Genomic DNA, 25073 nt, shown 5'->3' with positions numbered 1-25073 from the left:
TTATTTTCCCTTAATATAAATAACCTGCTTGGTCTCAAAAAATTCCTCTTTAAAATAATCTTTCAAATAATATTGCTTTACCTGTAGTCCTGATTCTTTAATCTCTTCTTCCAGATCCCCACCTTTTAAATAGAGGATTCCATTAGACAAGACATTTTTTGAAGCTTTACTAAATTTGTCTTTTATCCAAGGATAAAACTCACCCAGCCTGGTAACAGCTCTTGATACTATAAAATCAAATTTTTCATTGATTTCTTCGGCTCGATTATGTGAAGCCCTAACATTTTTAAGCTCCAGCGCCTTTGCAACTTCAAGTACTACTTTTATCTTTTTCCCAATAGAATCAACCAGATAAAATTGTGTTTCTGGAAATAAAATTGCCAATGGAATACCTGGAAAACCGCCACCAGTTCCAACATCCAACACACTTTCTCCTGGTAAAAATTGCATCACTTTTGCTATTCCTAATGAATGCAGTATATGCCGTTCAAAAAGCAGGTCAATATCTTTACGTGATATTACATTAATCTGGTTGTTCCAGTAATTATATAACTCAGGAAGCCTGTTAAATTGCTGTAGTTGCTTTTCAGTTAGTGATGGAAAATATTTTACTATAATATCAGATGTCATCTCTGTTAAAACGATTAATGATATTTCCAAGCAAGTACCTTGCTCTGAATAGCTGGGCTTTTACAGTACCTAAAGGTAAATCTAATTGTTGTGCAATTTCCTCGTATGAAAGTTCATCAAAATAACGCAATGTAATCAGGTTACGGTATCGGGCAGGCAAACTTTCTATCAATAATTTCAGCTCTTGTGTTTGCTGTTTCTTTATAGATGATTCTTCAGGGTTAAGTACATCTGCCTTGATTTGTAATTGTTTTTCCTCGCCGTCTTCATCCATCATTCCATGAATTGACATAGTGTTGAGTTTCTTTTTCCTGATAAAGTCAATACAATTATTAGTTGCAACTCTAAACAACCAGGTGCTAAAAGCATAGTCTGGTTGGTATTTTTCAAGTTTTTCAAAGGCTTTCGCAAAGGTTTCAACGGTTAAGTCCATTGCGTCTTCCTTGTTATTTACCATCTTAAGCACCATAAAATAAATTGAATCCTTATACCTGTGCATCAGGTCGGCATAGGCTTTTTGGTCTCCCTGTCGCGCCTTAACAACAAGGTGAAAATCGTTTTTCGCGTTCTCGGTAAAATTCGAATTTATTTCCATCGATTAGTTTTTAAAAAAGAGCCTATAAAGCCAAATGTATTGAGGTAAATGTAATAAATCATATCAAGAAAAGGGAAATACCATAGCAGGTCTTTACCATCTAAACGCTTAAATAGTTTACTGTAAATAATTAATTGAATAATCAATCTAAACATAAACAAACCTAAGGCTAACAAAGGGTTGAAGTTGAAAACTAGGCTCAATGTTAATAAAATATAAAACAAAAAACCACTTAATGCTTCAACAGTTAGCGCCCGGCGATGTTTGCCTTTATACAATTTACCAGCCCCCATATGTCTCTTTTTTTGGCGAAACAGGGATGCTAAAGATGTTTTGGCATCGGTATAAACAAACGAATCCGGGTGAACTTCAATAGTTGTATTGATTTGAGTAGCATTTTGGTTCACAAAAAGATCATCATCACCCGATAATACGTGCATATGGGACGCGAATCCTTTCACCGAAAAAAACAAGGTCTTTGTATAAGCTAAATTACGACCAACTCCCATATAAGCATTTCCTCTTATAGCAGCTGATAAATAATTGATAGCCGTTTTTATGGTTTCAAATCGGATAAGCGCGTTTAAAAAATTACGGGTTTTGATATGAGGCGAATAGCCTAAAATAATTTCAATACCGGGTTCAAAATTAGCCGCCATACGGGTTATCCAATGTTCAGAGGCTGGTTTACAATCAGCATCAGTAAACAATAAATGTTCATTTTTGGCAGCCTTTATACCTAAAGTTAAAGCAAACTTTTTCCCTGTCTTAAAGCGATCATGCTCCGTAATAGTAACTATTTTTAACTCAGGATAATTTTCTTTAATACCTTTCAAAATCTCTTCGGTACCATCATACGAGCAATCATTTATCACTATTACCTCAAAATCATGATAATTTTGTTGCAGAATTAAGGGTAGATTTACAAGTAAATTGGGGGCCTCATTACGTGCGCTTATAATTACAGAAACGGGGATCGAAGTTGCTGGCAACTCATCAGCAGGATTATATTTTTTTAGTTTACTTTGATTAATAACTAAAATGTACAATTGCGTTATTAAGCAAAGCAAAAATACAATAAACAGTGCTTCGGGTATATATGTTTCCAAATTCTAGTTTAAATTAAATAGTCTACAAATTTGTGGAAATTAGTTGAAATTGTTGTAATAAGTTATAATAAGTTCAAATAGTTCCAATTAGTTAAAACGTTGCATAAATAGCATTTTAATGCGTTTATAGTCTGTTCAGATATTATAAATTAACTTCCTTTTATCTTCTTAAACATTTTCAACCCTTTACAACTATTATGTTAATTTTGCATCCTTATAATGAAATTTAACTTAACAGCTAAAGACCCGCTTTCAAAAGCACGCGCGGGTGAGATCGTTACTGATCATGGAACTATACAAACTCCTATTTTTATGCCCGTTGGCACTGCAGGTACGGTAAAGGCAGTACATCAACACGAGCTTAAAAATGATATTAAAGCGCAAATTATACTTGGCAACACTTACCATTTATATTTAAGGCCAGGATTGCATACGCTTGAAAGCGCCGGAGGGTTACATCGTTTTAACGGATGGGAAGGCCCTATTTTAACTGACAGCGGTGGATACCAGGTTTACTCATTAACAGAGGTGCGGAAAATAAAGGAAGAAGGTGTTACTTTCCGATCTCATATCGACGGATCTAAACACCTTTTCACTCCCGAAAATGTGATGGATATACAGCGTATTATAGGCGCTGATATTATAATGGCATTTGATGAATGCACCCCTTACCCCTGCGAATACGGATATGCACGTAAATCAATAGAAATGACTCATCGCTGGCTGAAACGCTGTTGCGACCGATTTGATAGCACCGAACCTAAATATGGTTACAACCAAACTTTATTCCCAATTGTACAAGGATCTGTTTATAAAGATTTACGTATAAAATCGGCCGAAGTTATTGCATCGTATGAACGAGAAGGTAACGCCATAGGCGGATTATCAGTAGGTGAACCTGCAGAAGAGATGTACGCCATGACAGAAGTGGTTTGCAATATATTACCAGAGCAAAAACCGCGTTATTTAATGGGTGTTGGAACGCCTGTAAATATATTGGAGAATATTGCTTTAGGAATTGATATGTTTGACTGCGTTATGCCAACCCGTAATGCACGTAACGGAATGCTTTTTACAAAGGATGGCATAATAAACATCAAGAATGAGAAATGGAAAAATGATTTTTCTGCCATTGAAGAAAACAGCGAGCTGTTTTCTGACAAGGTTTATTCAAAAGCATATTTACGCCATTTAATACACTCGGGAGAGATATTGGGGGCGCAAATTGCCACCTTGCACAACCTGCATTTTTACTTATGGTTGGTTAAGGAAGCCCGGGGGAAAATTATTGCTGGCGAGTTTTATAACTGGAAAAAAATAATGGTTAACCGTTTAGGACAAAGGCTATAAATGAAAGCTATTTTAGATAGGTATTTAAAGGTAATTGATTGGTATATTATTAAAAAGTATCTGGGCACTTTTGTGTTTACCCTGGGTATATTCACTGTAGTAACGGTTGTTTTTGATATATCTGAACACCTTGATAATTTTTTAAAGAACCATTCCACATTTAAAGAAATAGCTTTTCAATATTACGCTGGGTTTATACCTTTTTACCTCAATCTGCTATCGCCGCTTATTAATTTCCTGGCAGTGATATTCTTTACTGCAAAAATGGCTAATCAAACAGAAATTGTACCTATATTAAGTAGCAAAGCCAGCTTTAATCGCTTTTTAAGACCATATTTTGTTTGTGCATTGTTAATATTCATTGTATCATTTTTTGCTAATATTTACCTTATTCCATTTACTAACAGGCTAAAAATAACCTTTGAAAACGCTCACCAGTTTAATGGCGAGGATCCAACAAAGAGCGAGGTACACATACAATTAGATAAACACACGTTTGTGTACATGCAATCATTTGATAATACCATTCATACTGGTTACCAGTTCATAATGGAGAAATTTGATGATGATAAATTAAGAGAAAAGCTTTGTGCTGGTTCTGTTGTGTATGATTCTGTTAAACGGGTATGGTCATTAAGAAACTATACTGTTAAGTATATAAACGGCCTCAAAGAGGGCTGGTTCGATAGCAAAGGAAAAATTAAAGACACCGTACTCGACATGCGCCCAACAGACTTTATAGTATATGATAACGCCTATACGGCTATGCCAACAAGTGAGTTGAGCAGAAATATTGAAAAGGAAAAAATACGGGGAACAGGAGCATTAAAAGAAATGGAGTATGTAAAATATCAACGCTTTATTTATCCTTTATCGTCATTTGTACTCACCCTTATTGGCGTTTCCATATCCTCCAGGAAGGTGCGTGGGGGTATCGGTTTACCCTTGGGGATCGGTATTTTTCTATGTTTTACTTACATCGTTGTAGACCGGTTTGCCTTTGTTTTCGCCATTAAAGGAAGCTTACCCCCCTTAATAGCTGTGTGTGTTCCTAATGGAATATTTGGTCTGGTTGGGTATTATTTACTCTCAAAAGCACCTAAATAATTGCCACCATGACTGGTCGTTCTTCTATAAATAAAAACCTTATTTTACTGCATTGTACAGTTTTGGTTTGGGGTTTTACAGGCTCACTTGGCAAGCTTATTTCCATACCGGCTGTAGGCTTGGTATGGTATCGGGTATTCATAGCATCGGTGTCTTTACTGATATATTTTATCATTTGCAGAACCAATTTCAAGGTAAGTAAATTCTCCTTTTTAAAGCTCATTGCTAATGGGGCGCTTGTAGGCGGGCACTGGATTTTATTCTTCGCCGCAATCAAATTATCAACCGTTGCAATCACCTTGGTTTGCCTTTCATCTATAACTTTATTCACCGCAATTTTAGAGCCCGTCATCAATAAAAAACGTATTTCAAAGCTCGAAATTTTATCAGGAATTCTGATCATATGTGGTATTGTATTGATATTTAAATTCGAAACACAATACACTAAGGGTATAATAGCAGGATTAAGCAGTGCACTTTTGGCAAGCCTTTTTGCCATATTCAATTCAAAATTAGTTAAGAATTTAAATGCCCCTGTTATCGCATTTTATGAGCTTTCGGGAGCATTTTTCTGGATAACGTTATTCCTTTTTTTCACCCATGGTTTTAATAAATCAATTGTTCCAAGCCATGTTGATATAGTATACCTGGTGCTGCTTGGCACTGTTTGCACGTCGGTAGCTTATGTTATAGGGGTTTATGTTATGCGAGAACTTTCGGCCTTCAGAGTCGCACTGATCACTAATCTGGAACCGGTTTATGGAATAATAATCGCCTTCTTCTTTTTCGGCGATCTCAACAAAATGACGCCTGGTTTCTGGGCAGGCGCAGTGGTTATTTTATCAACAATAATGCTTTACCCGGTAACGCAAAAACAAATAGCCAAGCGCAGAAATCGCCAATAAGTTAACTATCTTTTCAATCCCCAATAACAGGCTGACTTGATAGTTAGCTCTTCATTTTCCTATTGGTTTTCCATGCTTTTGCTTGCTTGCTCCCCCGGGTAGGGGATAAGTGCGCCATACCCAATTTCGCATTTTCAGCCCCTCTAATGGCACTTAATTTCCGGGAGGTGATTTCCACATCCCACTAAATTCAATCGATTTAACGGAAATTCCATATCCTCAATAAGTGTACTGAATACAAAATAAAAAGAATTAAAAAACTAATAGCAAAATCGTCTGATTTATCATCAATTTTATTTAATAAAATAGAATATATTCAATTTTATTAAAAACATAAATAACTAATAATCTTTAATTTATGATATATATATAAACTATTAATTAAACGATGTAAAAGATTTAAATTCTCAAAATACTAGTAATTTTAGCATAGCTCCATTTAAGGATCATAAAAACAATATATTCATCTATAAATCAGTATAATTGCGAGAGATATATAAATATTCAATTAGAATAACAGATTTTGATGTAATAAATCAGGCTAAGTGTATTGAAATCGACTAAAAACAGATTTAGATAAATAGAAATTTAAAAGACAATTGGTATACAAAATTAATTTTTGCGCTGATTTTATTTATTCTCACACAAATCCTCGTACCAGATTTTAGAGGATAAATGCGGGAAGGAAAATTGCTGTAGCTCTTGTTTAAAATTTATAGTAAGGTCTTACGCGCGCTGTTTTGTAAAATCAAATTCTAAAAAAAATCCGCACCTACCCTTAATTTCAATCATCAACAAACCGCTTAAACAATGCACCTAATTTGTGGATGAAGGTCTTAGTAAAATTGATGTCTTTATATGAAAATCTATCCCGCCTCACCTCTTAAAAACCACCCTAAATTTTAATGGATTTTTATTCCATTTTTAAAAACCGGATATTGCATTAAATATTAACCGGAAACATCATGCGTATAAAAACAATCGTCATTATCCTCATAACTATTTTATTTACCATAGTACTGATGCAAAATACAGGCAGGGTGAATTTTGAATTTTTATGGATCACATTTGCCATGTCAAAATTAGTTTTGCTTTTGTTTGTGGCGGGGATAGGTTTTATTTTAGGGGTTCTTGTCGGTCGTCCAAAAAAAGCACAACGACTGGGAGATGACTACACTAATGATGACCATGGTCATAGAAATCACAATACACTAAGCGACGAAGACAGGGATTATATAAATTAAAAAAATGGAAAAGAAAATAGGATTTATCGGACTGGGAAATATGGGTATCAACATGGCCCAAAATTTGATTAACGCGGGCTATCATTTGATGATTTTTAACCGTACAATTTCAAAAGCTGATGAGCTTGACCAGGCATCCATCACCAAATGTAAAAGTCCGGCAGAGGCTGCAAAAGGAGTGCACGCCATTATCACTATGGTGGCCGATGACGAAGTTTTAAAAGAGACCGTTTTGGGCGAAGAGGGTATCTTAAAAACGCTCCCTAAAAACAGCGTCCATATTTCTATGAGCACCATCTCGCCAGAGACCTCACAACTGTTAGCTAAGCATCATACCCAGGCAGGAAACAGCTACCTTACCTCACCAGTATTTGGGAGGCCGGAAGCTGCTGCTGCAAAAAAATTATGGATCTGTGTTTCGGGAGATCAACAGGCCAAAGCAATTGCAAAACCCATATTAGAAAATTTAGGACAGGGGATAGTTGACTTTGGGGAAACCCATGGTGGTGCCAATGTGGTAAAAATTGCAGGCAACTTTATGATCATGGCTTCGATTGAAATGATGGCCGAAGCTTATACCCTAGCCGAAAAAAATGGAATAGATCGATTAAAGGTTGCGGAGTTTTTTGGATCAACAATTTTCAATGCCCCAATTTTTCAAAACTATGGCAAGTTGATTGCCAACAAGCAATATGAGCCAGTTGGTTTTAAATCAGCATTAGGCTATAAAGACGCCCGCCTGGCATTCAAACTATCACAAGCCAGCGAAATCCCTATGCCAGCTGTATCCCTCGTTCACAACCGCTTATTGACAGCCATAGCCAAAGGTTGGGGTGATACTGATTGGGTTGAAGGCATTGGACGCGGGGTAACCGAAGATGCGGGGATTTAAGAGCCCCGGATAAACGATTTCAGATTTATTGATCTTCAATGTCAATAAATCTGAAATCATCATTTATAAATTAGTGAACACCTGGTTTGATTTTTCAAACTCACTCAAGTCCGGCAATTTATCAAATATGCCAAATACAGAGGCTCCACTCCCGCTCATGCTGGCATAAATAGCACCAGCTTCATAAAGTGCAGCCTTTACTCCTCTTATCTCAGGATGATTTTTGAATATGGAAACTTCAAAATCATTTTTAATATGACTTTTCCATTCTTTAACCGGAAGCTCTACTAATTCCATTAACGATTGCTTTACCTCTGCCGGTTTAACTCCTCCGTAAGCTTCAGCTGTCGAAACATGAACCGGGGGCATCACCAATACAATTTCATAGACAGACAGATCGAGCTTTACTGGTTCAAACTCATCGCCTTTATCAAAAGCAAACACTGGTTTGTTTTTGATAAAAAAAGCACAATCAGCCCCAAGCTTCCTGGCATAGTCAATCATACGATCATCAGATAATCCAAGCTCAAATTTTTGATTCATTAGCCGGATAAAAAAGCCTGCATCGGCTGATCCGCCTCCAAGCCCTGCTCCTATTGGAATATTTTTATGCAGATGGATCTTAACCGGAGGTAAATCAAAATCCTTTTTCAGTAAATGATATCCCCTTATGCACAGATTATCTTCTATTCTACCTGGTATTTTTAACCCTGATGACTCAAAACTCAATTCCTGTGCTTCTATTACTTCAAGGGCATCATTTATTTTTATAGAATAGAAAACAGTTTCCAGATTATGATAACCGTCATCCCGGCGATTAATTACATTAAGACCAATATTAATTTTTGCGTTAGGAAATATAAGCATTGTTGGATTGGGGTGATTGAATAAATTAAAAACTGATCTTTTTGTTTATCTGTGGCCACACAAATAACCTTCTTTTATTGCAAAGTTATTATGTTACCGTAAATAGAAATGATTAACAACTCGCTATTTTTGCACATCTTTAGGATACCAGTGATAGATTATTTTTATTTGCATTTATTTTGTTGATAGAGCAGGCATAGTGATGGGATTAATTACTTAATCAGTCGTATCCAACTTAATCAATCCAATCAACTCCCCAAAAATGAAACAATACCTCGATTTGATGAGCCATGTGATGGAAACCGGTGCTCAAAAACATGACCGCACCGGCACAGGAACGCTGAGTGTGTTTGGCTACCAGATGCGATTTAACCTGCAGGATGGCTTCCCGATGGTGACTACTAAGAAACTGCACCTAAAATCGATCATCCATGAGTTGATTTGGTTTTTAAGCGGCGATACCAATATTAAATATTTAAAAGATAACGGCGTACGCATTTGGGATGAATGGGCCGATGCCGAAGGCAACCTCGGGCCGGTTTATGGATACCAATGGCGCTCATGGCCAAAACCAGACGGCGGCCATATTGATCAGATAACACAAGTTGTTAATCAGATTAAAAACAATCCCGACTCACGAAGAATGATCGTTTCGGCCTGGAATGTTGCAGATGTTAACCAGATGGCACTCCCACCCTGCCATAGCCTGTTCCAGTTTTATGTAGAACCTGCTAACCTGCTAAAAGGAGAAACAAAAGGTAAATTATCATGTCAGCTATACCAGCGCAGCGCTGATATATTTTTAGGAGTACCATTTAACATTGCGTCATATGCTCTACTTACCATGATGATAGCGCAGGTATGTGATTTGGACTATGGTGATTTCATCCACACCTTCGGCGATGCTCATATTTACAACAATCACCTCGACCAGGCCAGGCTTCAACTAAGCCGGGAGCCAAGGCCGTTGCCAACCATGAAGATTAATCCGGAAGTAAAAGATATTTTCCAATTTAAGTTTGAAGATTTCACTTTAGAAAATTATGATCCTTGGCCTCATATTAAGGCGGCAGTAGCGGTTTAGTAATATCATTGAGTGATTGATTTTCGCAAAAGACACTGTAGGAAAACAAGTAGTCCGCTCCTCACGATTCTATTGGATCAAGCATTACCAAAGGATTTGGCCGGTTTCATTATAAAGAAAACAAAAACTTCTGCTACTTTAGCAGAGGTTCAATAATTGAAACCAAAGGTTGGCTTAGAAAAGCAAAAACACGAGGTTTAAATGATGAGGCTTATCAATCGCCAATGCAACAATTAGAAACCATCCATCTAAAATTAAATATTTATACAAAATTCATTGGCAAGGCACCAAACCCAATAAAATAACTATTGGACATTGCAACAATGACTAAATGACCCGATGACCAAATGATAATAACAATAGTTGTAGCCATTTCAGAAAACCATGTTATTGGTAAAGACAATAAATTGCTTTGGTACCTGCCAAATGATTTAAAGCATTTTAAAGATATTACTACCGGCCATACGGTAATTATGGGTCGCAAAACCTATGAGTCTGTTGGCAAACCACTGCCCAAACGCCGTAACATCATTATAACCCGTCAGGATATTGCTATTGAAGGCTGTGAAGTAGTAAATTCAATTGAAACCGCTTTGGCCTTAAGTAAAGATGAAGAAGAAGTATTTATTGTAGGCGGTGCAGAGATCTACAAACAATCGTTACATTTAACTAACAGGATATATTTAACCATTGTTCATAAAGAATTTGATGGCGATAGCTTTTTCCCTGAAATTAATAAAAACGAATGGAACGAAGTTTATCGTGAAGATTATCAGCCCGATGAAAAAAATTCTTTACCCTATTCATTCATAACTTATGAAAGAACTTAATAAAGCGTAACTTTCATTAAGTTTTAAAAGCTAAATGGCTTTTTCTTTATAAATCTAAACCACTCATTATCAATTATTAAATAATATTTCTTCTAATCTTCGGCAACTAAATTCACTTATCGTCATTTTGTTTTAATTAAAAATTTCATGGTTAGGAAATTTTATTAGATTTGCCGTCTTATTTAAAATGCTTATAAACTAATTAATTACATATTTTAAATTCAAATGCAAGGTAAAGGGGTTGTTAAATTTTTCGCCATAGTGCTGGCAATCGTATGCTTATACCAGCTTTCATTCACGTGGGTAGCTCACAAAGTTGAAAATGACGCTAAGGTGTACGCTAAAGGTGATACGACGAAAGTAAAAGCTTATCTGGATTCTGTTTCAACACAACCGGTATATCCGCTATTCAAACACAATTATCAGTATGTTAAACAAAGAGAACTGGCCTTAGGTCTGGATCTTGAAGGTGGTATGAGCGTTACCATGCAGATCTCGTTAAACGAGCTGGTAAAAAAACTTTCGAATAACAATGTTGATCCGGTGTTTAACCAGGCGCTTGCTGCGGCAACCACTGATGCCATCACCAACCAAACAGATTATATTACTCTATTCGTTAACGAGTATGAGAAACTTAATCCAAATGGTAAGTTAGCAGCTATCTTTTCAACAAAAGATAACCAGGATCATTTGAAATTTAATGCTTCAAACTCTGAAGTTGAAACTTACCTGAAAGATCAGGCAGCTGTAGCTGTTCAGCAATCATACACCATCCTCAATACCCGTATTGACCAATTTGGTGTAGCGAATGCTAACATTCAGTTGCAAAAAGGTACTGATCGTGTTTTAATTGAGCTACCTGGTGTAAAAGAACCCGATCGTGTTCGTAAACTTTTATCAGGTACTGCCAAGTTGGAGTTTTATCAAACTTATGATAATAGCCAGGTTTACCAGTTGCTAACCAACATCAACGGTTTAATTGCAGCTAAAATCAAAGCAGCTAAAAAAGATACTACTAAAGCAGTAGCTAAAAATGCAACTGCAACTACTGATTCTGCAAAAGCACAAGGCGCTTTAGCTTTATTAAATAAAGTTCAGAAAAATGCATCTAAAGATACCGGTGCATCTGCTTTAAATAATAAATCACAATTTGCTGATCAATATCCATTGTTCAATGTTTTGAAACCAATGGTTTTCCAAGGACAAAACGGACAAGCAGAGTTAGGCCGCGGCCCAATTGTTGGTCATGCTGAGGTTAAAGATACTGCAAAGGTTAACGCATACCTGCACAGCCCAGAGGTAAAATCTGTTATTCCTCAAAATATGAAATTCCTGTGGTCAGTAAAACCACTTGATAAAACTAAATCATTTGAGTTATATGCCATCAAATTAGTAGGTGCCGAAAACGGACCGGTATTAGCTGGCGATGTAATTACTGACGCACATAATGACGTTGACCAAAAAGGTAGCCCTGAAGTAGTAATGATCATGAATTCAGACGGTGCTCAGAAATGGGCAGCGGTTACTGCTGAAGCGGCGGCTGATGTAAACAGCAAACAATCCATTGCAATTGTTTTGGATGATAATGTTTATTCAGCTCCTGTTGTTCAAAATGAAATCTCTGGAGGTGTATCTTCAATCTCAGGTAACTTCACTACTGAAGAGGCAAAAGATTTGGCCAACGTATTAAAAGCCGGTCGCTTACCAGCTCCTGCTCATATCGTTGCTGAAGCTGTGGTTGGCCCATCATTAGGTCAGGAAGCTATAAGCGCAGGCCTATTATCAAGCCTTGTCGGTTTATTGGTGGTACTGGTATTTATGATTGCTTATTACAACCGCGGGGGTACTGTTGCAGTAGTTGCGGTTATTATCAACATCTTCTTCCTGATGGGTGTGTTAACCAGCCTTGGTGCAGTGTTAACCATGCCGGGTGTTGCGGGTATAGTACTTACCTTAGGTATCTCGGTTGATGCGAACGTATTGATCTATGAACGTGTACGTGAAGAATTAGCACTTGGCAAATCAATAAGAATTGCAGTTACTGATGGCTTTAAACATGCATTGTCGTCAATCCTCGATTCAAACATCAGTACATTCTTAACCGGTTTAATACTTTATGTATTTGGTTCAGGCCCGATACAAGGTTTTGCTATCACATTAATGATCGGTATCGCAACTTCATTGTTCTGCTCATTATTAATTTCTAGGTTGATATTTGAATACATGCTTGAAAAAGGTTGGGATATCAAATTCTCAAACCCATGGAGTTCACATACCTTTAAAAATGCAAACTATGCATTCGTAAAAAACCGTTTCAAATTTTATATCTTCTCTGGTGCATTTATCATTGCAGGTTTAATTTCAATGGCTACCCAGGGCTTCAATTATGGAGTTGATTTTGTGGGAGGTCATAACTATGTGGTTAAATTTAATAGTCCAAATATCTCTACTGAAGATGTTCGTAAAATTGTTGATAAGACCCTTGGTGAAGGTAATGAGGTTAAAACATTTGGTACTGACAGGATTAGTATCACTACCAAATATTTAATTAACAGCACTGCTCCTAATACCGATCAAAAGGTAAAAGATGCTTTAATAAAAGCACTTGCTTCAACACCACAAACTACTATTACCTCAGCTAACATTGCAAGCTCACAAAAGGTTGACCCCACTATAGCAAACGGCCTTAAAAAGTCAGCCGCATTAACGGTAATTTTTGCGATCATTATTATCTCGGCCTACATTCTGATCCGTTTCCGTAAATGGCAGTTCAGTTTAGGTGCGATGGTTGCAACTGCTCACGATGCTTTAATGGTATTATCATTCTTCTCTATATTTAAGGATGTTCTGCCATTCTCGTTAGATATTGATCAATCATTTATAGCAGCGATATTAACCGTTATTGGTTACTCAATTAACGATACAGTGGTTGTATTTGACCGTATCCGTGAGTTCCTTCACCTGCACCATGCAAAAACTGATGATCCTAAAACAGTAATTAACGACGCAATCAACAATACATTAAGCCGTACCATTATTACAGCGTTAACTGTATTACTGATATTATTGGTTCTGTTTATTTTCGGTGGCGATGTTATCCGAGGCTTCTCATTCGCATTATTGATTGGTGTATGTTTCGGTACATACTCATCGATCTGCGTAGCTACACCGGTAATCATCGACTTTGGGAAAAAAGATCTGAAATAAAAAACATTATAATTTTATGTAAAGGCCCCAAAGAACATTTGGGGCCTTTTTTGTTTACTATTGTATGGATTAAATTTAAACGTCAGTAAAAATATATCTTATAAAAAAAGCAAAATGAATACTACAGATAACACAAAATTTCCACGTGTACTTATAGTTGGCGGAGGCTTTGGCGGTTTACAGGTTGCCCGTAAACTTGCCGACAAACCTGTTGAGGTATTAATGATTGATAAACATAACTATCATACCTTTCAACCCTTGTTGTACCAGGTTGCTACTGGCAGTCTGGAAGCTGATTCTATTGCTTTTTCATTAAGAAAAAACTTTTCAAGGCAAAAAAACTTCCGGTTCAGAATTGCTGAATTACTAAAGGTAGATCCAGATAAAAATACTATAGATACTACTATTGGCGAAATGACCTATGATTATTTGGTATTAGCCACAGGATCAACCACCAATTTCTTCGGTAATAAGGACATTGAGCATTTTTCCATGCCAATGAAATCAATTCCGGAGGCCTTAAATCTGCGGTCATTAATACTACAAAATATTGAAGAAGCGGTGCTACTGACTGGTAAGGAAGAAAGGGAACCGTACCTGAATTTTGTATTGGTTGGAGCCGGCCCTACAGGTGTTGAATTATCAGGCGCCCTTGCCGAATTACGGAATCATATTTTAACTGATGATTACCCAGAATTAAGTAAAGAACACATGCGGGTAATCCTTGTTGATTTTATGCCAAGGGTATTAGGCTCCATGTCTGAGGATGCTTCAAAAGGAGCTCATGATTTTTTGACCAGCATGGGTGTAGAAATAATGCTTAACGTTAAAGTCGAAAATTACGATGGTAACGAAATTAAATTTGAAAATGGCGTAACCATCCGTACCAAAAATGTAATATGGTCTGCCGGGGTAATGGGTGTTGTGCCTGAAGGGATCTCCAAAGATATTATTCAAAGAGGGAATCGAATAAAAACAGATAGTATTTGCCGTATTGATGGCTCTGCAAATATTTTTGCGATAGGTGATGTGGCTGCTATGATTACCGATGAAACCCCTAAAGGACATCCCGGTGTTGCCCAGGTAGCTATACAAATGGGTGAGCACACTGCAAAAACTATTCTACAGCTAATAAATAGCGAACCAACTGTTCCGTTTAAATATTTTGATAAAGGCTCATTGGCCACAGTAGGTCGTAATAAGGCAGTTGCAGATTTGGGTAAACTAAAATTCCAGGGATTTTTTGCCTGGATCATCTGGATGTTTGTACACCTTATTTCACTTTTAGGCTTCAGAAATAAAATAGTTGTTTTTATTAACTGGACAATGAGTTATCTAACCTATAATGGAGGTGCACGTTTAATTATCAGAAGGTTTAACAATGAGGCTGTTGCTTCCGAAGAAGACAACCATTTGGCAAAAAGCGATGCATAATATAACTGGCTACAGAAGCGTTAATTGACTATTTAATACCCCTATTAAAAAATGAAAAAAACAAAAATTGTAAAGCTGGTATTACTAACCTGCTTAACTGGAAATGGTTATGCATCATTTGGTCATCCCTTAAATATCAATACCAGAAAAAACTTCTCCAACTCTACCATCCGAAGAAATGGATATTATTTTGCTGATGATACAGTGCAACATCACTCCGGCTCTTCTTTTATACCACACAGCTCGGTGAGCCGTGGAGGTTGGGGTTCATCGGGTCATACACACAGTTCATCTTCGTAATGATTGTTGATAACCTGCTACTATAAAGTTTGGTTTATTGGCGTGTGTATCTGCAAAAAATGTAACAAACCAGGTATTTTAGCATCTTACAATTAAACCTATTACAAATGAAATTCTTTTTACTACCAGCTGCTTTTATTATTATGTTGCTAACGGCTTGCGACGATCACAGTGATAAAGTAAGTACTGTTAATAGAAATGGAGGCATTGAAATATCTTTAAGCACCACTCATCTTGATGTTACAAAGGACCTGCTTACCACTCATTATATAGTTTGGAACAAAGGTGTTAAAATCAAAGAGTTTGATAAAAGAGATACCATACCTGCTTTAGAAACCACTACTACAGAAGGTGAGGACGATAATGGCAACACTGCTGATTTGACAGTGAAAAAAGACTATGAATTTTATGTTACTGTAAAATAATCCGTTATTATGAAAAAGTCAAAAGCTATATCATTGGCCCTTGTAACCGGATTATTGGGCTGTAACAGTCATCCTCAGCAAACAAGGCTATACCTGCGTACTGACACTTTGGAAAATTACACTTCTACAAGCCCTGGCTATCAGGGATACTATGCATTTAGGCCAATCGGCACCTATTATTCGTTTGGATATGTGCGCCAGGGATATTCAAGTTCCGAAGTACATACAAGCGAACCGAGTATAACGCGCGGTGGATTTGGTGAATCGGGAGGGTTTCATGTTTCCACATCATCCTGATTATGGAAAGGATTTTTACAAAACCACGCAATAACTGGCAGCAAGCTGTTGAAGCGTTAGGGTTTGGGTTTCATACCAGCGATGTTGCTTATTGGGATGAATCGGCTTACTATACTTTTTCAATGGAGGAGATTACAAAGCTGGAAACGATAACGGCAGAGTTATGGGATATGTGCCTGCAGGCTGTACAGTATGTAATTGATCATAACCTTTTTGATCAGTTTAAGATTCCAAAGTTTATAGTACCGCATATTATTGATTCATGGGACAATGATGCCCCGGCCATTTATGGACGATTTGATCTTTGTTATGATGGACATGGCGAACCCAAATTATTGGAGTTTAATGCTGATACCCCGACATCGTTGTTTGAGGCTTCCATTGTTCAATGGTTTTGGTTAAAAGACTTTGACGAACCAAAAGATCAGTTTAACTCTCTTCACGAAAAGTTAATAGCATACTGGAAATATCTGATAGATTATTTATATGATGACTCCCTTTATTTTACTTGTGTTAAAGGGATATTAGAAGACTTTACCACCACGGCGTATTTGCAGGACTGCGCTATGCAGGCGGGTATAACAACAGAATTTATTTATATTGAAGATATTGGTTGGGATAATAACAATCATTTTTTTGTCGATTTAAATAACAAACCCATAAAAAACATTTTCAAGTTATACCCATACGAATGGATGGTTAATGAATCTTTTGGGCAAAACCTGATTATTGACAAGTTAAAAGCAATATGGATTGAACCATCATGGAAAATGATACTAAGCAATAAAGCAATTTTGCCTATTTTATGGCAACTGTTTCCGTATCATAAAAATTTACTCCCCGCCTACTTTACCAGAAGCAATCTAAAAAACTATGTAAAAAAACCACTCTTGTCCCGCGAGGGCGCAAACATTACTATCGTGGAAAATGAAAAGCTGGTAGCCAGCTCAGAAGGAGAATATGGTGAAGAAGGTTTTATTTTTCAGGAATTAAAGAAACTACCTGATTTTAACGGCAACTTTCCTGTTATTGGTAGCTGGGTTATTGGCCAGCAACCTGCCGGTATTGGCATAAGAGAATCAAATGGACTAATTACTGACAATTTAAGTAGATTTATACCGCATTTGATTCTACCATGATACCATCACCTATAAAATTAACCGAATGCCCGCGTGATGCCATGCAGGGGATTCATCAATTTATTCCTACTGAATTTAAAGCAGCATATATTAATTTATTGTTACAAGTTGGTTTTGATACTATTGATTTTGGAAGTTTTGTATCAGCCAAAGCTATACCTCAGATGCAGGATACAGTTGCAGTTTTAAAAAAGCTGGATCTGAGTCTTTCTAAATCAAAACTATTAGCCATTATTGCAAACTATCGAGGTGCCGAAGAAGCTGTGCAACATGAGGAAATAACTTATCTGGGTTTTCCTTTTTCCATCTCCGAAACCTTTCAGCTAAGAAATGCAAACTCAGATATCGCCAAAGCCTTTAATACGGTTAAGGATATTTATGAATTGTGTGAGCAAAAGCATAAAACATTAAGGATTTATTTATCAATGGGTTTTGGAAATCCTTATGGCGATGAATGGAATATTGATATTTTGTTAAACTGGACTGACAAACTTATTGCAACCGGCATTAAGGATATTTACGTAGCCGATACCGTTGGCGCGGCTACTCCCAAACAAATAACCGAGGTAATGGAAAAACTTTACGAGTTTAAGAATAATCCATTTGGTCTTCATTTACATTCTACACCAGATAACTGGCAAGAAAAAATTGAAGCTGCTTATAAAATTGGGTGCCGCTGGTTTGATACTGCGTTGAAGGGCTACGGGGGCTGCCCAATGGCCGCAGATGTGCTCACAGGCAATATTGCTACCGAAAAGGTTATTGCTTACCTACAATCACAAAATGAGCCCATAACGCTTAATTTCGGCAAATTAAAGGAGGCGATGGATTATTCAAGCAAAATTTTTGTTTAAATACTACTTCCTGATCATTTTATAATGCCTGATGCCTGCTTCCTCAAACTCAGGACCAGTTTTTTCGAAGTTAAACTTCTCATATAAAGGAACAGCCTGAATCTGTGCGTGCATGTAAACATAATCGGCATCAGCAGGTAAATCTTCCAATACCGATTTTACCAATTCCTGCCCTATTCCCATCCCGCGGAATTTCTTCAATACGGCAAAGCGCTCCAGCTTAAACCCTTTGTCAGTTTTGCGCCAACGGCAGGCCCCAGCGGGTTCTCCATCAACAGTAGCTAAAAAGTGATTAGATTCATCTTCAAACTCCCATTCCAGTTCGGGCGGGCAGTTTTGTTCAACAACAAAAACTTCTCGGCGTATCGCGAAAACTTTTTCTAGCTCATTACTATCCGTGGTTTTGTTTACTTGTATCTTTTCGGGCATTTTTGTATGAATTTCTTTGTCGGAAGTTGACCATCTTAATTTCATTATTTTTTCGGCAATATCAATTGAATGCGTACAGGTCAGGCATCTTCTTTGGCTGCTAATTTAGATAATTGCACGTAAAATTTACGCAATTGATCCAATTCTAATTCTGTCAAATCTTCAATATTTACCATCCGGTTACTGGTTCCCTGGTGGGAGGCAATAATCTCGCTCAGTTTCAGGTGTATAGCTTTCGAATCTTTGTTCTGCGATTTCTGAATTAAGAAAACCATTAAAAAGGTGATAACGGTATTACCGGTGGTGTAAGTTGCCTAATTAGCAAATTGTTCAATATTTTTTTTCTTAGCCATGACTGAATATTTCATCAACACACAACTAAAAAAGCGCCAATGTTTATCACATTAGCGCCTTTGATTACCGGTTTATTGAATGTTGATTAATCAACATTATAAACTGATTATAACTTGTTGTATACGTCAAGACAATTTAAATCAGCGAATGCTTCTTTTAATCTCTTAACAAATTGCTCTTCACCTTTACGTAACCAAACGCGCGGGTCATAATATTTTTTGTTTGGAGAATCTTCACCCTCAGGGTTACCAATCTGGCTTTGAAGATATCCTTCTTTTGACTGATAGTAATCTTTAATACCTTCCCAAAATGCCCATTGCATATCAGTATCGATATTCATTTTGATAGCACCATAAGAAATCGCTTCTCTTATTTCTGCCTGAGTTGAACCTGATCCACCGTGGAATACAAAGTTGATAGGTTTTTCAGCAGTAAGACTAAACTGTTTCTTTAAATATTCTTGTGAGTTATGTAATATAACCGGTTGCAATTTTACGTTACCTGGTTTGTAAACACCATGTACGTTACCAAAAGCAGCAGCAACAGTAAAACGGTGACTTACTTTTGAAAGCTCTTCGTATGAATAAGCTACATCTTCTGGTTGAGTATATAAGCGTGAGCTGTCAACATCAGAGTTGTCAACGCCGTCTTCTTCACCACCGGTTACACCTAATTCAATCTCCAGTGTCATACCCATTTTAGCCATACGGGTTAAGTATTTAGCTGATATCTCGATATTCTCATGCAATGGCTCTTCAGAAAGATCAAGCATGTGTGATGAGAAGAGTGGTTTGCCCGTTTCAGCAAAGAATTTTTCGCCATGCTCCAATAAACCGTCAATCCATGGCAAAAATTTTAAGGCAGCATGGTCTGTATGTAATATAACAGAAATACCATAATGCTCTGCCAGCAAATGAACGTGTTTTGCAGCAGAAACAGCACCTAAAATACACGCCTGTAGTTTAGAGTTATCTAATGATTTACCTGCATAAAATTGTGCACCACCGTTTGATAATTGAATGATAACCGGTGAGTTTACCGCTTTTGCAGTTTCCATAACAGCATTAATAGTATTAGTGCCTGTTACGTTTACGGCCGGCAAAGCAAACTGATGCTTTTTAGCGGCTTCAAATAGCTCCTGCACCTGATCGCCGTGCAGAACGCCTCTATAATTTTTTAAATCCATTTGACCTTTAATTGGGGCTCGAAGTTATAAAATTTCCCGGTTTTGCTCATAAATTATCTGATTTATAAGCCATAAAAAGCATAATGCAGTTAATATTTTACATTTCTTTTGATAAAAGCTTTCAAATTGCATTTATGTTAAAAACAGTCATCAAAACCTTTCTCAAATTTCAAATATTACAATGAATAAAAAATATTTTTTTTCATTCGTTTATCCAAAACACTTTGTTGCCTTATATCTAAATCTAAAATCTCGTATCTAAAATAATTTTTCGTTTCTTTGTAGTCAATTGAAAGAGCTAGATATAGATATGGCATGGTTTAAACGGGAAACTAAAGGGATAATTACGACCACTGAGGAAAAGAAGGAAGCGCCCGATGGCATCTGGAATAAATGTCCTGAATGTAAAAAACCCCTTCATTATTCTGAGCAGGTTGAAAATCAATATGTTTGTCATTATTGCGGTTATCATCTGCGGATAGGTTCAAAAGAATATTTCTCTATACTTTTTGACAATAACGAATTTACAGAGCTATTTGCTGATTTAAGATCGGGCGATCCGCTTCATTTTGAAGATTCAAAAAAATACACCGAGAGGCTGAAAGAAACCCAGGCTAAAACAGGGTTGAAAGATGCTATCCGCTCGGGCTTTGGTAAAATGGGTGGTCAGCCACTTGTTATTGCCTGTATGGATTTCAACTTTATTGGAGGATCAATGGGATCAGTAGTTGGCGAAAAAATTGCCCGTTCTATTGATTACAGCATTGAACACAAAGTTCCATTTCTGATGATCTCCAAATCAGGTGGTGCACGTATGATGGAAGCTGCATTTTCATTAATGCAAATGGCTAAAACATCAGCTAAATTAGCTTTATTGTCACAGGCTAAAATTCCTTATATATCTTTATTAACTGATCCAACAACTGGGGGTGTAACAGCATCATATGCTATGTTGGGCGATATTAATATTGCTGAACCCGGTTCATTAATAGGTTTTGCCGGACCAAGGGTTATTAAAGAGACCATTAAGAAAGATCTTCCCAAAGGATTCCAAACGGCTGAATTTGTTCAGGAACACGGTTTCCTTGATTTTATAGTTGATCGCAGGCAGATGAAGGAACAATTGTCATCATTTTTAAAAATGATGGACAACTAATCAATCTCGAAAAGATTATATATAACAAGTAAGGCTATCTTTTGGATAGCCTTACTTGTTATGAAGATTTATTTAAAAACCCCGGCATTTTGCCCGGTATCTCCATCTGCGTCCTTACTTATTTTATCCCAGTTGGGGCCGCTATGCTTTTCATTCTTCCTGCCCATATATTTCCTGGAATCTGCATCGCCTGCCCTGTTTATCTCAACAGCGCTATCATTTTCTACATTTGAAAAAGGCTTCGTGGCATCATTTTTATCCTCCTGAATCTTTTTATCAAGAGGCTTATTGGTTGTTCCCATTATTTATACATTTTAAATAACAAAGGCTATCAGTACCCGATAACCCTGTTACGTGATACTCTTATTTGAAGAGCTAAATTATAATTATAAACTTTCAGTACCGGGCTCCTGTCCCACCATTCTGCCTGTGGTGCGTCCATGATTACTCGGTTTGAAATCGGTTTCCACATTACCAACTGAAGGGAACTCGTGTTGATCAGGGGGAGTAACATCAATTCGCTCACTATAATAAGCATCATTCCCCTCCTGCTGTTGTTCCTGCTCTTGCTGGTGATGATAACCTGAGCCTTCCTGTTCCGACTCTCTCTTCTCAGGAATTTCATCCGGACGATTATGTTCCGGACGTTCCTGCCTTTTTTCGGGCTTTTGATTATTAGACTTCATAGGTTTATTATTAATTTATAATTAAATAAACCAATATCCATGCCACTTAATTTCCCCAACAGGAAAATGATTTCTTAAATTATTAATTATGCAAAAAGCTACAGTTATGTGTCGCATCTGCGACAATTGGCAATCAAAAATCTATTTAAAATAAAAAAGCCACCGTTTAAGTGGCTTAAATATATAAATAGTGTCGGCGCTCGTTTAACTAACCTTCAAACTAAAAAAATCAGGCATTAACCAGGCAAAGCTCACGTACTTTAGTTACGGTAAAATCAATTTCCTCTTTAGTCGTATATTTTGAAAATGAAAATCTTACCGACGGACGGGTTGTACTTGCTCCTATTGCAGTAAGCACATGCGAACCGATATCAGAACCAGAACTACATGCACTGCCCCCAGAGGCTGAAATACCTGCAATATCTAAACTGAATAAAAGCATATCGGCCATTTCCATTTCTGGGAACTGAACATTTAATACGGTATACAAACTTTTGTCTTCATCAGTTTCGCCATTAAAGCTGATACCAGAGATGCTTTCAATCAGCTGTGCTTTCATATAGCTTTTTAAGCCTTGAATGTGCTGCTGATGCTGATCCATTTCGGCATAAGCTATCTCTAAAGCTTTGGCAAGACCAACAATACCATAAATATTTTCGGTACCACCACGCATGTTACGTTCCTGTGCTCCACCATAAATAAAAGGCTTAATTTTTATGCGGTGATTGATATGCAAAAAACCCACCCCTTTAGGGCCATGCAGCTTATGAGCCGAACAAACCAGGAAATGCGCTTTTAGCTTACTCAAATCGTGTTTGTAATGCCCCATAGTTTGTACCGTATCACAATGGTAAATAGCATTATACGCTTCACATAGATCGCCAATGCGTTCCATGTCTGATAGCGTACCAATTTCATTATTAGCATGCATAATTGACACAAAACTGCGCTCGTTTTCTTTTAGCAAGGTCTCCAGGTGATCATAATCAATATTCCCTTTGGCATCCACATTAACAAAACTTAGTTTAATAACACCTGCTTTTTCAAGTGCCTCAAAGGTATGCAGTACTGCATGGTGCTCAATACGACTGGTTATAGCGTGTTTAATATTATGATCAATAATTCCACATTTTATAGCGGTATTATCCGCTTCGGTACCGCTTGATGTGAAAAAGATCTCCGCTGGTGATGTTCCTAATAGGTTTGCTATTGTTTTTCTTGATTTTTCAATCACCGTACGAGCTTCCCGGCCATGAGCGTGGATGGATGAAGGGTTACCATAAGTGGTTTCCATTACTTTGTACATCTCCTTCATTACCTCCGGATCCAGAGGAGTAGTAGCAGCATTATCTAAATAAACACGCATCTTTAATTATTTGTTGAGTACGAAGGTTTGGAAGAACCAAAAATCCGTTTGTGTTATACATTGAATATTTTAATGTGAAATTATAGTGTAAACAGATTCTGTCGTTCTAACTTTTAGCACTTTAGTTCTTCAGGCTAAAATCAATCCTTTAACTGTAAAATCTCTTTTATATCGGCAATTATTTTATTTGCCAAATTGTTGGCAATTGTTTCTGAATTGCCTTCTGAGTAAATACGAATAATAGGTTCAGTATTTGACTTGCGCAAATGTACCCATTCTTTGTCAAATTCTATTTTCAAGCCATCAATTGTGGTATGCGGCTGTTTTTTATATTTTTCTTCAACCTTTAGTAAAAGCGCGTCAATATCCATTTCTGGCGTTAGTGTTATTTTATTTTTGGAGATAAAATAACCTGGGTATGAGCTTTTTAATATAGAAACAGGCTTGCCAAATTTAGCCAGATGCGTTAAAAACAAAGCAATCCCCACTAAGGCATCACGCCCATAATGCAATTCGGGGTATATTACACCGCCATTGCCTTCGCCGCCGATTACTGCGTTAACCTCTTTCATTTTGTTTACAACATTCACCTCTCCTACAGCAGCAGCATGATACTCGCCTCCGGCTTTTTCAGTAACATCACGTAATGCGCGTGTTGACGAAAGATTGGATACCGTATTTCCTTTTTTATTTTTCAGTACATAATCAGCAACGGCAACCAATGTATATTCTTCACCAAACATGTTGCCATCTTCACAAACAAAGCACAGCCTGTCAACATCAGGGTCAACTGCTATACCCAGGTCGGCTCTTTTTAGTACCACTTCTTTTGAAAGTGTTGTAAGATTTTCTGGCAATGGCTCAGGATTATGAGGAAAATTACCATCAGGTTCACAATATAGCTCATGAATTACTTTAACCCCCAAACTTCTTAACAAAGCCGGGACAAAGATTCCGCCTGTTGAATTAACACAATCAATAACCACTTTAAAGCCTGCTTTGGTAATAGCATCACCATCAACTAACGGCAGCGCCAGTATTTTATCAATGTGTTCCTGTAAGTAGTTATTATCGTTATAAACCTTGCCCAGGTCATTTACTTCAGCATATTTAAAGCTGCTGTTTTCAGCAATTTCAAGCACTTCTTTGCCATCTGCATCACTTATAAATTCGCCATCAGCATTTAGTAATTTCAATGCATTCCATTGCTTTGGGTTATGACTGGCAGTAAGTATTATACCTCCGGCAGCTTTTTCAGCAGGTACAGCCACTTCAACAGTTGGCGTAGTTGATAAACCAAGATCTATCACATCAATACCCAATCCCTGCAAGGTTCCAATAACCAGGTTGTTTACCATTGTTCCGGAAATGCGGGCATCACGGCCCAACACTATTTTTTTGATACCTGATTTATTTACAGCCCATGTGCCATAAGCCGAAGTAAATTTCACAATATCCAACGGGGTTAATCCATCACCCACAGCACCACCAATGGTGCCCCTAATGCCCGAAATCGATTTTATTAATGTCAAGGTGCAAAAATTTATAGCGCAAAAATAAAAATATTTAACCGAAGCCTCATATAAATCGCATTGTTTTGCTCACTCATTTTATTGGCTATATTTGA

General features: G+C 37.2%; 27 protein-coding genes and 1 pseudogene. 17 read left to right on the top strand and 11 right to left on the bottom strand.

The genetic code is table 11. The annotated features are described in order from the left end of the window. From rsmG to JN11_RS02215, 3 genes are read right to left on the bottom strand one after another with little or no spacing between them, the layout of a single operon-like run. Positions 1 to 630, bottom strand: a complete 630-nt coding sequence (rsmG, locus tag JN11_RS02225; RefSeq protein WP_144909649.1) for a 16S rRNA (guanine(527)-N(7))-methyltransferase RsmG — start codon at positions 628 to 630, stop codon at positions 1 to 3. Continuing rightward, positions 620 to 1225, bottom strand: coding sequence for an RNA polymerase sigma factor (locus JN11_RS02220; RefSeq protein ID WP_144909186.1), 606 nt, complete (start codon positions 1223 to 1225; stop codon positions 620 to 622). The genes rsmG and JN11_RS02220 overlap by 11 nt, the downstream gene beginning before the upstream one ends. After that, a complete protein-coding gene (locus tag JN11_RS02215; RefSeq protein ID WP_144909185.1) occupies positions 1216 to 2334 on the bottom strand; it encodes a glycosyltransferase in 1119 nt (372 codons plus the stop codon). Before JN11_RS02215 ends, JN11_RS02220 begins: the two co-directional genes overlap by 10 nt. A gap of 219 nt (positions 2335 to 2553) precedes the next feature. Between JN11_RS02215 and tgt the strand changes: the two genes are divergently transcribed. The 6 genes and pseudogenes from tgt to JN11_RS02190 all read left to right on the top strand — a co-directional run bounded on the left by tgt (position 2554) and on the right by JN11_RS02190 (position 7832). Further along, the gene (tgt, locus tag JN11_RS02210) at positions 2554 to 3684 is read left to right on the top strand and encodes a tRNA guanosine(34) transglycosylase Tgt (protein WP_144909183.1); all 1131 of its coding nucleotides are present in this window, start codon (positions 2554 to 2556) and stop codon (positions 3682 to 3684) included. After that, positions 3685 to 4791 (top strand): LptF/LptG family permease, encoded by a 1107-nt coding sequence (locus JN11_RS02205; protein WP_144909182.1) that lies wholly within the window; start codon positions 3685 to 3687, stop codon positions 4789 to 4791. Between the two features lie 8 nt (positions 4792 to 4799). Further along, positions 4800 to 5156, top strand: a pseudogene (locus JN11_RS24915) (EamA family transporter); the annotation flags it as partial. Between the two features lie 51 nt (positions 5157 to 5207). After that, the gene (locus tag JN11_RS24910; RefSeq protein WP_317131264.1) at positions 5208 to 5696 is read left to right on the top strand and encodes a DMT family transporter; all 489 of its coding nucleotides are present in this window, start codon (positions 5208 to 5210) and stop codon (positions 5694 to 5696) included. A 965-nt stretch (positions 5697 to 6661) separates the two neighbouring features. Further along, the gene (locus JN11_RS02195; RefSeq protein ID WP_144909179.1) at positions 6662 to 6940 is read left to right on the top strand and encodes a LapA family protein; all 279 of its coding nucleotides are present in this window, start codon (positions 6662 to 6664) and stop codon (positions 6938 to 6940) included. A gap of 4 nt (positions 6941 to 6944) precedes the next feature. Continuing rightward, positions 6945 to 7832, top strand: a complete 888-nt coding sequence (locus JN11_RS02190) for an NAD(P)-dependent oxidoreductase (protein WP_144909177.1) — start codon at positions 6945 to 6947, stop codon at positions 7830 to 7832. Between the two features lie 63 nt (positions 7833 to 7895). Here JN11_RS02190 and ispE read toward each other — a convergent pair whose 3' ends face one another. Further along, positions 7896 to 8699 carry a 4-(cytidine 5'-diphospho)-2-C-methyl-D-erythritol kinase gene (gene ispE / locus JN11_RS02185; RefSeq protein WP_144909175.1) on the bottom strand — a complete coding sequence of 268 codons (804 nt, stop codon included), beginning with the start codon at positions 8697 to 8699 and terminating at the stop codon, positions 7896 to 7898. A gap of 262 nt (positions 8700 to 8961) precedes the next feature. Here ispE and JN11_RS02180 point away from each other — a divergent pair, with 262 nt between their 5' ends. The 10 genes from JN11_RS02180 to JN11_RS02135 all read left to right on the top strand — a co-directional run bounded on the left by JN11_RS02180 (position 8962) and on the right by JN11_RS02135 (position 18269). Beyond that, positions 8962 to 9783 carry a thymidylate synthase gene (locus JN11_RS02180; protein ID WP_144909173.1) on the top strand — a complete coding sequence of 274 codons (822 nt, stop codon included), beginning with the start codon at positions 8962 to 8964 and terminating at the stop codon, positions 9781 to 9783. 71 nt (positions 9784 to 9854) lie between these two features. After that, complete coding sequence (locus JN11_RS24945) at positions 9855 to 10088, top strand: four helix bundle protein (protein WP_211360626.1); 234 nt, start codon at positions 9855 to 9857, stop codon at positions 10086 to 10088. Between the two features lie 42 nt (positions 10089 to 10130). Next, positions 10131 to 10613: a dihydrofolate reductase gene (locus JN11_RS02170; RefSeq protein ID WP_144909171.1), complete on the top strand. Its 483-nt coding sequence runs from the start codon at positions 10131 to 10133 to the stop codon at positions 10611 to 10613. Positions 10614 to 10838: 225 nt separating this feature from the next. After that, entirely contained in the window at positions 10839 to 13820 is a 2982-nt protein-coding gene (secDF, locus tag JN11_RS02165; RefSeq protein ID WP_144909170.1) for a protein translocase subunit SecDF, read from the top strand. Positions 13821 to 13934: 114 nt separating this feature from the next. Next, on the top strand, positions 13935 to 15254 hold the full coding sequence (locus JN11_RS02160) for an NAD(P)/FAD-dependent oxidoreductase (protein ID WP_144909168.1): 1320 nt from the start codon (positions 13935 to 13937) through the stop codon (positions 15252 to 15254). A 51-nt stretch (positions 15255 to 15305) separates the two neighbouring features. Beyond that, complete coding sequence (locus JN11_RS02155) at positions 15306 to 15554, top strand: hypothetical protein (protein ID WP_144909166.1); 249 nt, start codon at positions 15306 to 15308, stop codon at positions 15552 to 15554. Positions 15555 to 15661: 107 nt separating this feature from the next. Next, entirely contained in the window at positions 15662 to 15979 is a 318-nt protein-coding gene (locus tag JN11_RS02150) for a hypothetical protein (protein WP_144909165.1), read from the top strand. A gap of 9 nt (positions 15980 to 15988) precedes the next feature. Continuing rightward, entirely contained in the window at positions 15989 to 16276 is a 288-nt protein-coding gene (locus JN11_RS02145) for a hypothetical protein (RefSeq protein ID WP_144909163.1), read from the top strand. A gap of 2 nt (positions 16277 to 16278) precedes the next feature. Beyond that, positions 16279 to 17415 carry a glutathionylspermidine synthase family protein gene (locus JN11_RS02140; protein ID WP_144909161.1) on the top strand — a complete coding sequence of 379 codons (1137 nt, stop codon included), beginning with the start codon at positions 16279 to 16281 and terminating at the stop codon, positions 17413 to 17415. Continuing rightward, entirely contained in the window at positions 17412 to 18269 is an 858-nt protein-coding gene (locus JN11_RS02135) for a beta/alpha barrel domain-containing protein (RefSeq protein WP_144909159.1), read from the top strand. The genes JN11_RS02140 and JN11_RS02135 overlap by 4 nt, the downstream gene beginning before the upstream one ends. A gap of 3 nt (positions 18270 to 18272) precedes the next feature. Here JN11_RS02135 and JN11_RS02130 read toward each other — a convergent pair whose 3' ends face one another. From JN11_RS02130 to fbaA, 3 genes are all read right to left on the bottom strand, one after another. Continuing rightward, positions 18273 to 18743 carry a GNAT family N-acetyltransferase gene (locus JN11_RS02130; RefSeq protein WP_246138926.1) on the bottom strand — a complete coding sequence of 157 codons (471 nt, stop codon included), beginning with the start codon at positions 18741 to 18743 and terminating at the stop codon, positions 18273 to 18275. Positions 18744 to 18778: 35 nt separating this feature from the next. Further along, positions 18779 to 18973 (bottom strand): low affinity iron permease family protein, encoded by a 195-nt coding sequence (locus tag JN11_RS02125; protein ID WP_144909158.1) that lies wholly within the window; start codon positions 18971 to 18973, stop codon positions 18779 to 18781. 185 nt (positions 18974 to 19158) lie between these two features. Continuing rightward, the gene (gene fbaA / locus JN11_RS02120) at positions 19159 to 20238 is read right to left on the bottom strand and encodes a class II fructose-bisphosphate aldolase (protein WP_144909156.1); all 1080 of its coding nucleotides are present in this window, start codon (positions 20236 to 20238) and stop codon (positions 19159 to 19161) included. Positions 20239 to 20548: 310 nt separating this feature from the next. Here fbaA and accD point away from each other — a divergent pair, with 310 nt between their 5' ends. Beyond that, a complete protein-coding gene (accD, locus tag JN11_RS02115) occupies positions 20549 to 21394 on the top strand; it encodes an acetyl-CoA carboxylase, carboxyltransferase subunit beta (protein ID WP_144909645.1) in 846 nt (281 codons plus the stop codon). 68 nt (positions 21395 to 21462) lie between these two features. Here accD and JN11_RS02110 read toward each other — a convergent pair whose 3' ends face one another. The 4 genes from JN11_RS02110 to glmM form a co-directional block, all read right to left on the bottom strand. Continuing rightward, positions 21463 to 21696, bottom strand: coding sequence for a hypothetical protein (locus tag JN11_RS02110; RefSeq protein WP_144909154.1), 234 nt, complete (start codon positions 21694 to 21696; stop codon positions 21463 to 21465). A gap of 84 nt (positions 21697 to 21780) precedes the next feature. Next, positions 21781 to 22080, bottom strand: coding sequence for a hypothetical protein (locus JN11_RS02105; protein ID WP_144909152.1), 300 nt, complete (start codon positions 22078 to 22080; stop codon positions 21781 to 21783). A gap of 229 nt (positions 22081 to 22309) precedes the next feature. After that, on the bottom strand, positions 22310 to 23446 hold the full coding sequence (locus JN11_RS02100) for a cysteine desulfurase family protein (protein ID WP_144909151.1): 1137 nt from the start codon (positions 23444 to 23446) through the stop codon (positions 22310 to 22312). 140 nt (positions 23447 to 23586) lie between these two features. Next, positions 23587 to 24978 carry a phosphoglucosamine mutase gene (gene glmM, locus JN11_RS02095; RefSeq protein ID WP_144909148.1) on the bottom strand — a complete coding sequence of 464 codons (1392 nt, stop codon included), beginning with the start codon at positions 24976 to 24978 and terminating at the stop codon, positions 23587 to 23589. Positions 24979 to 25073: the final 95 nt, after the last annotated feature.

It is taken from the genome of Mucilaginibacter frigoritolerans (assembly GCF_007830615.1).
GTDB lineage: Bacteria > Bacteroidota > Bacteroidia > Sphingobacteriales > Sphingobacteriaceae > Mucilaginibacter > Mucilaginibacter frigoritolerans.
The sequence above is the reverse complement of the archived record's forward strand: the minus strand, read 5'-3'. Positions and strand labels throughout refer to the sequence as shown.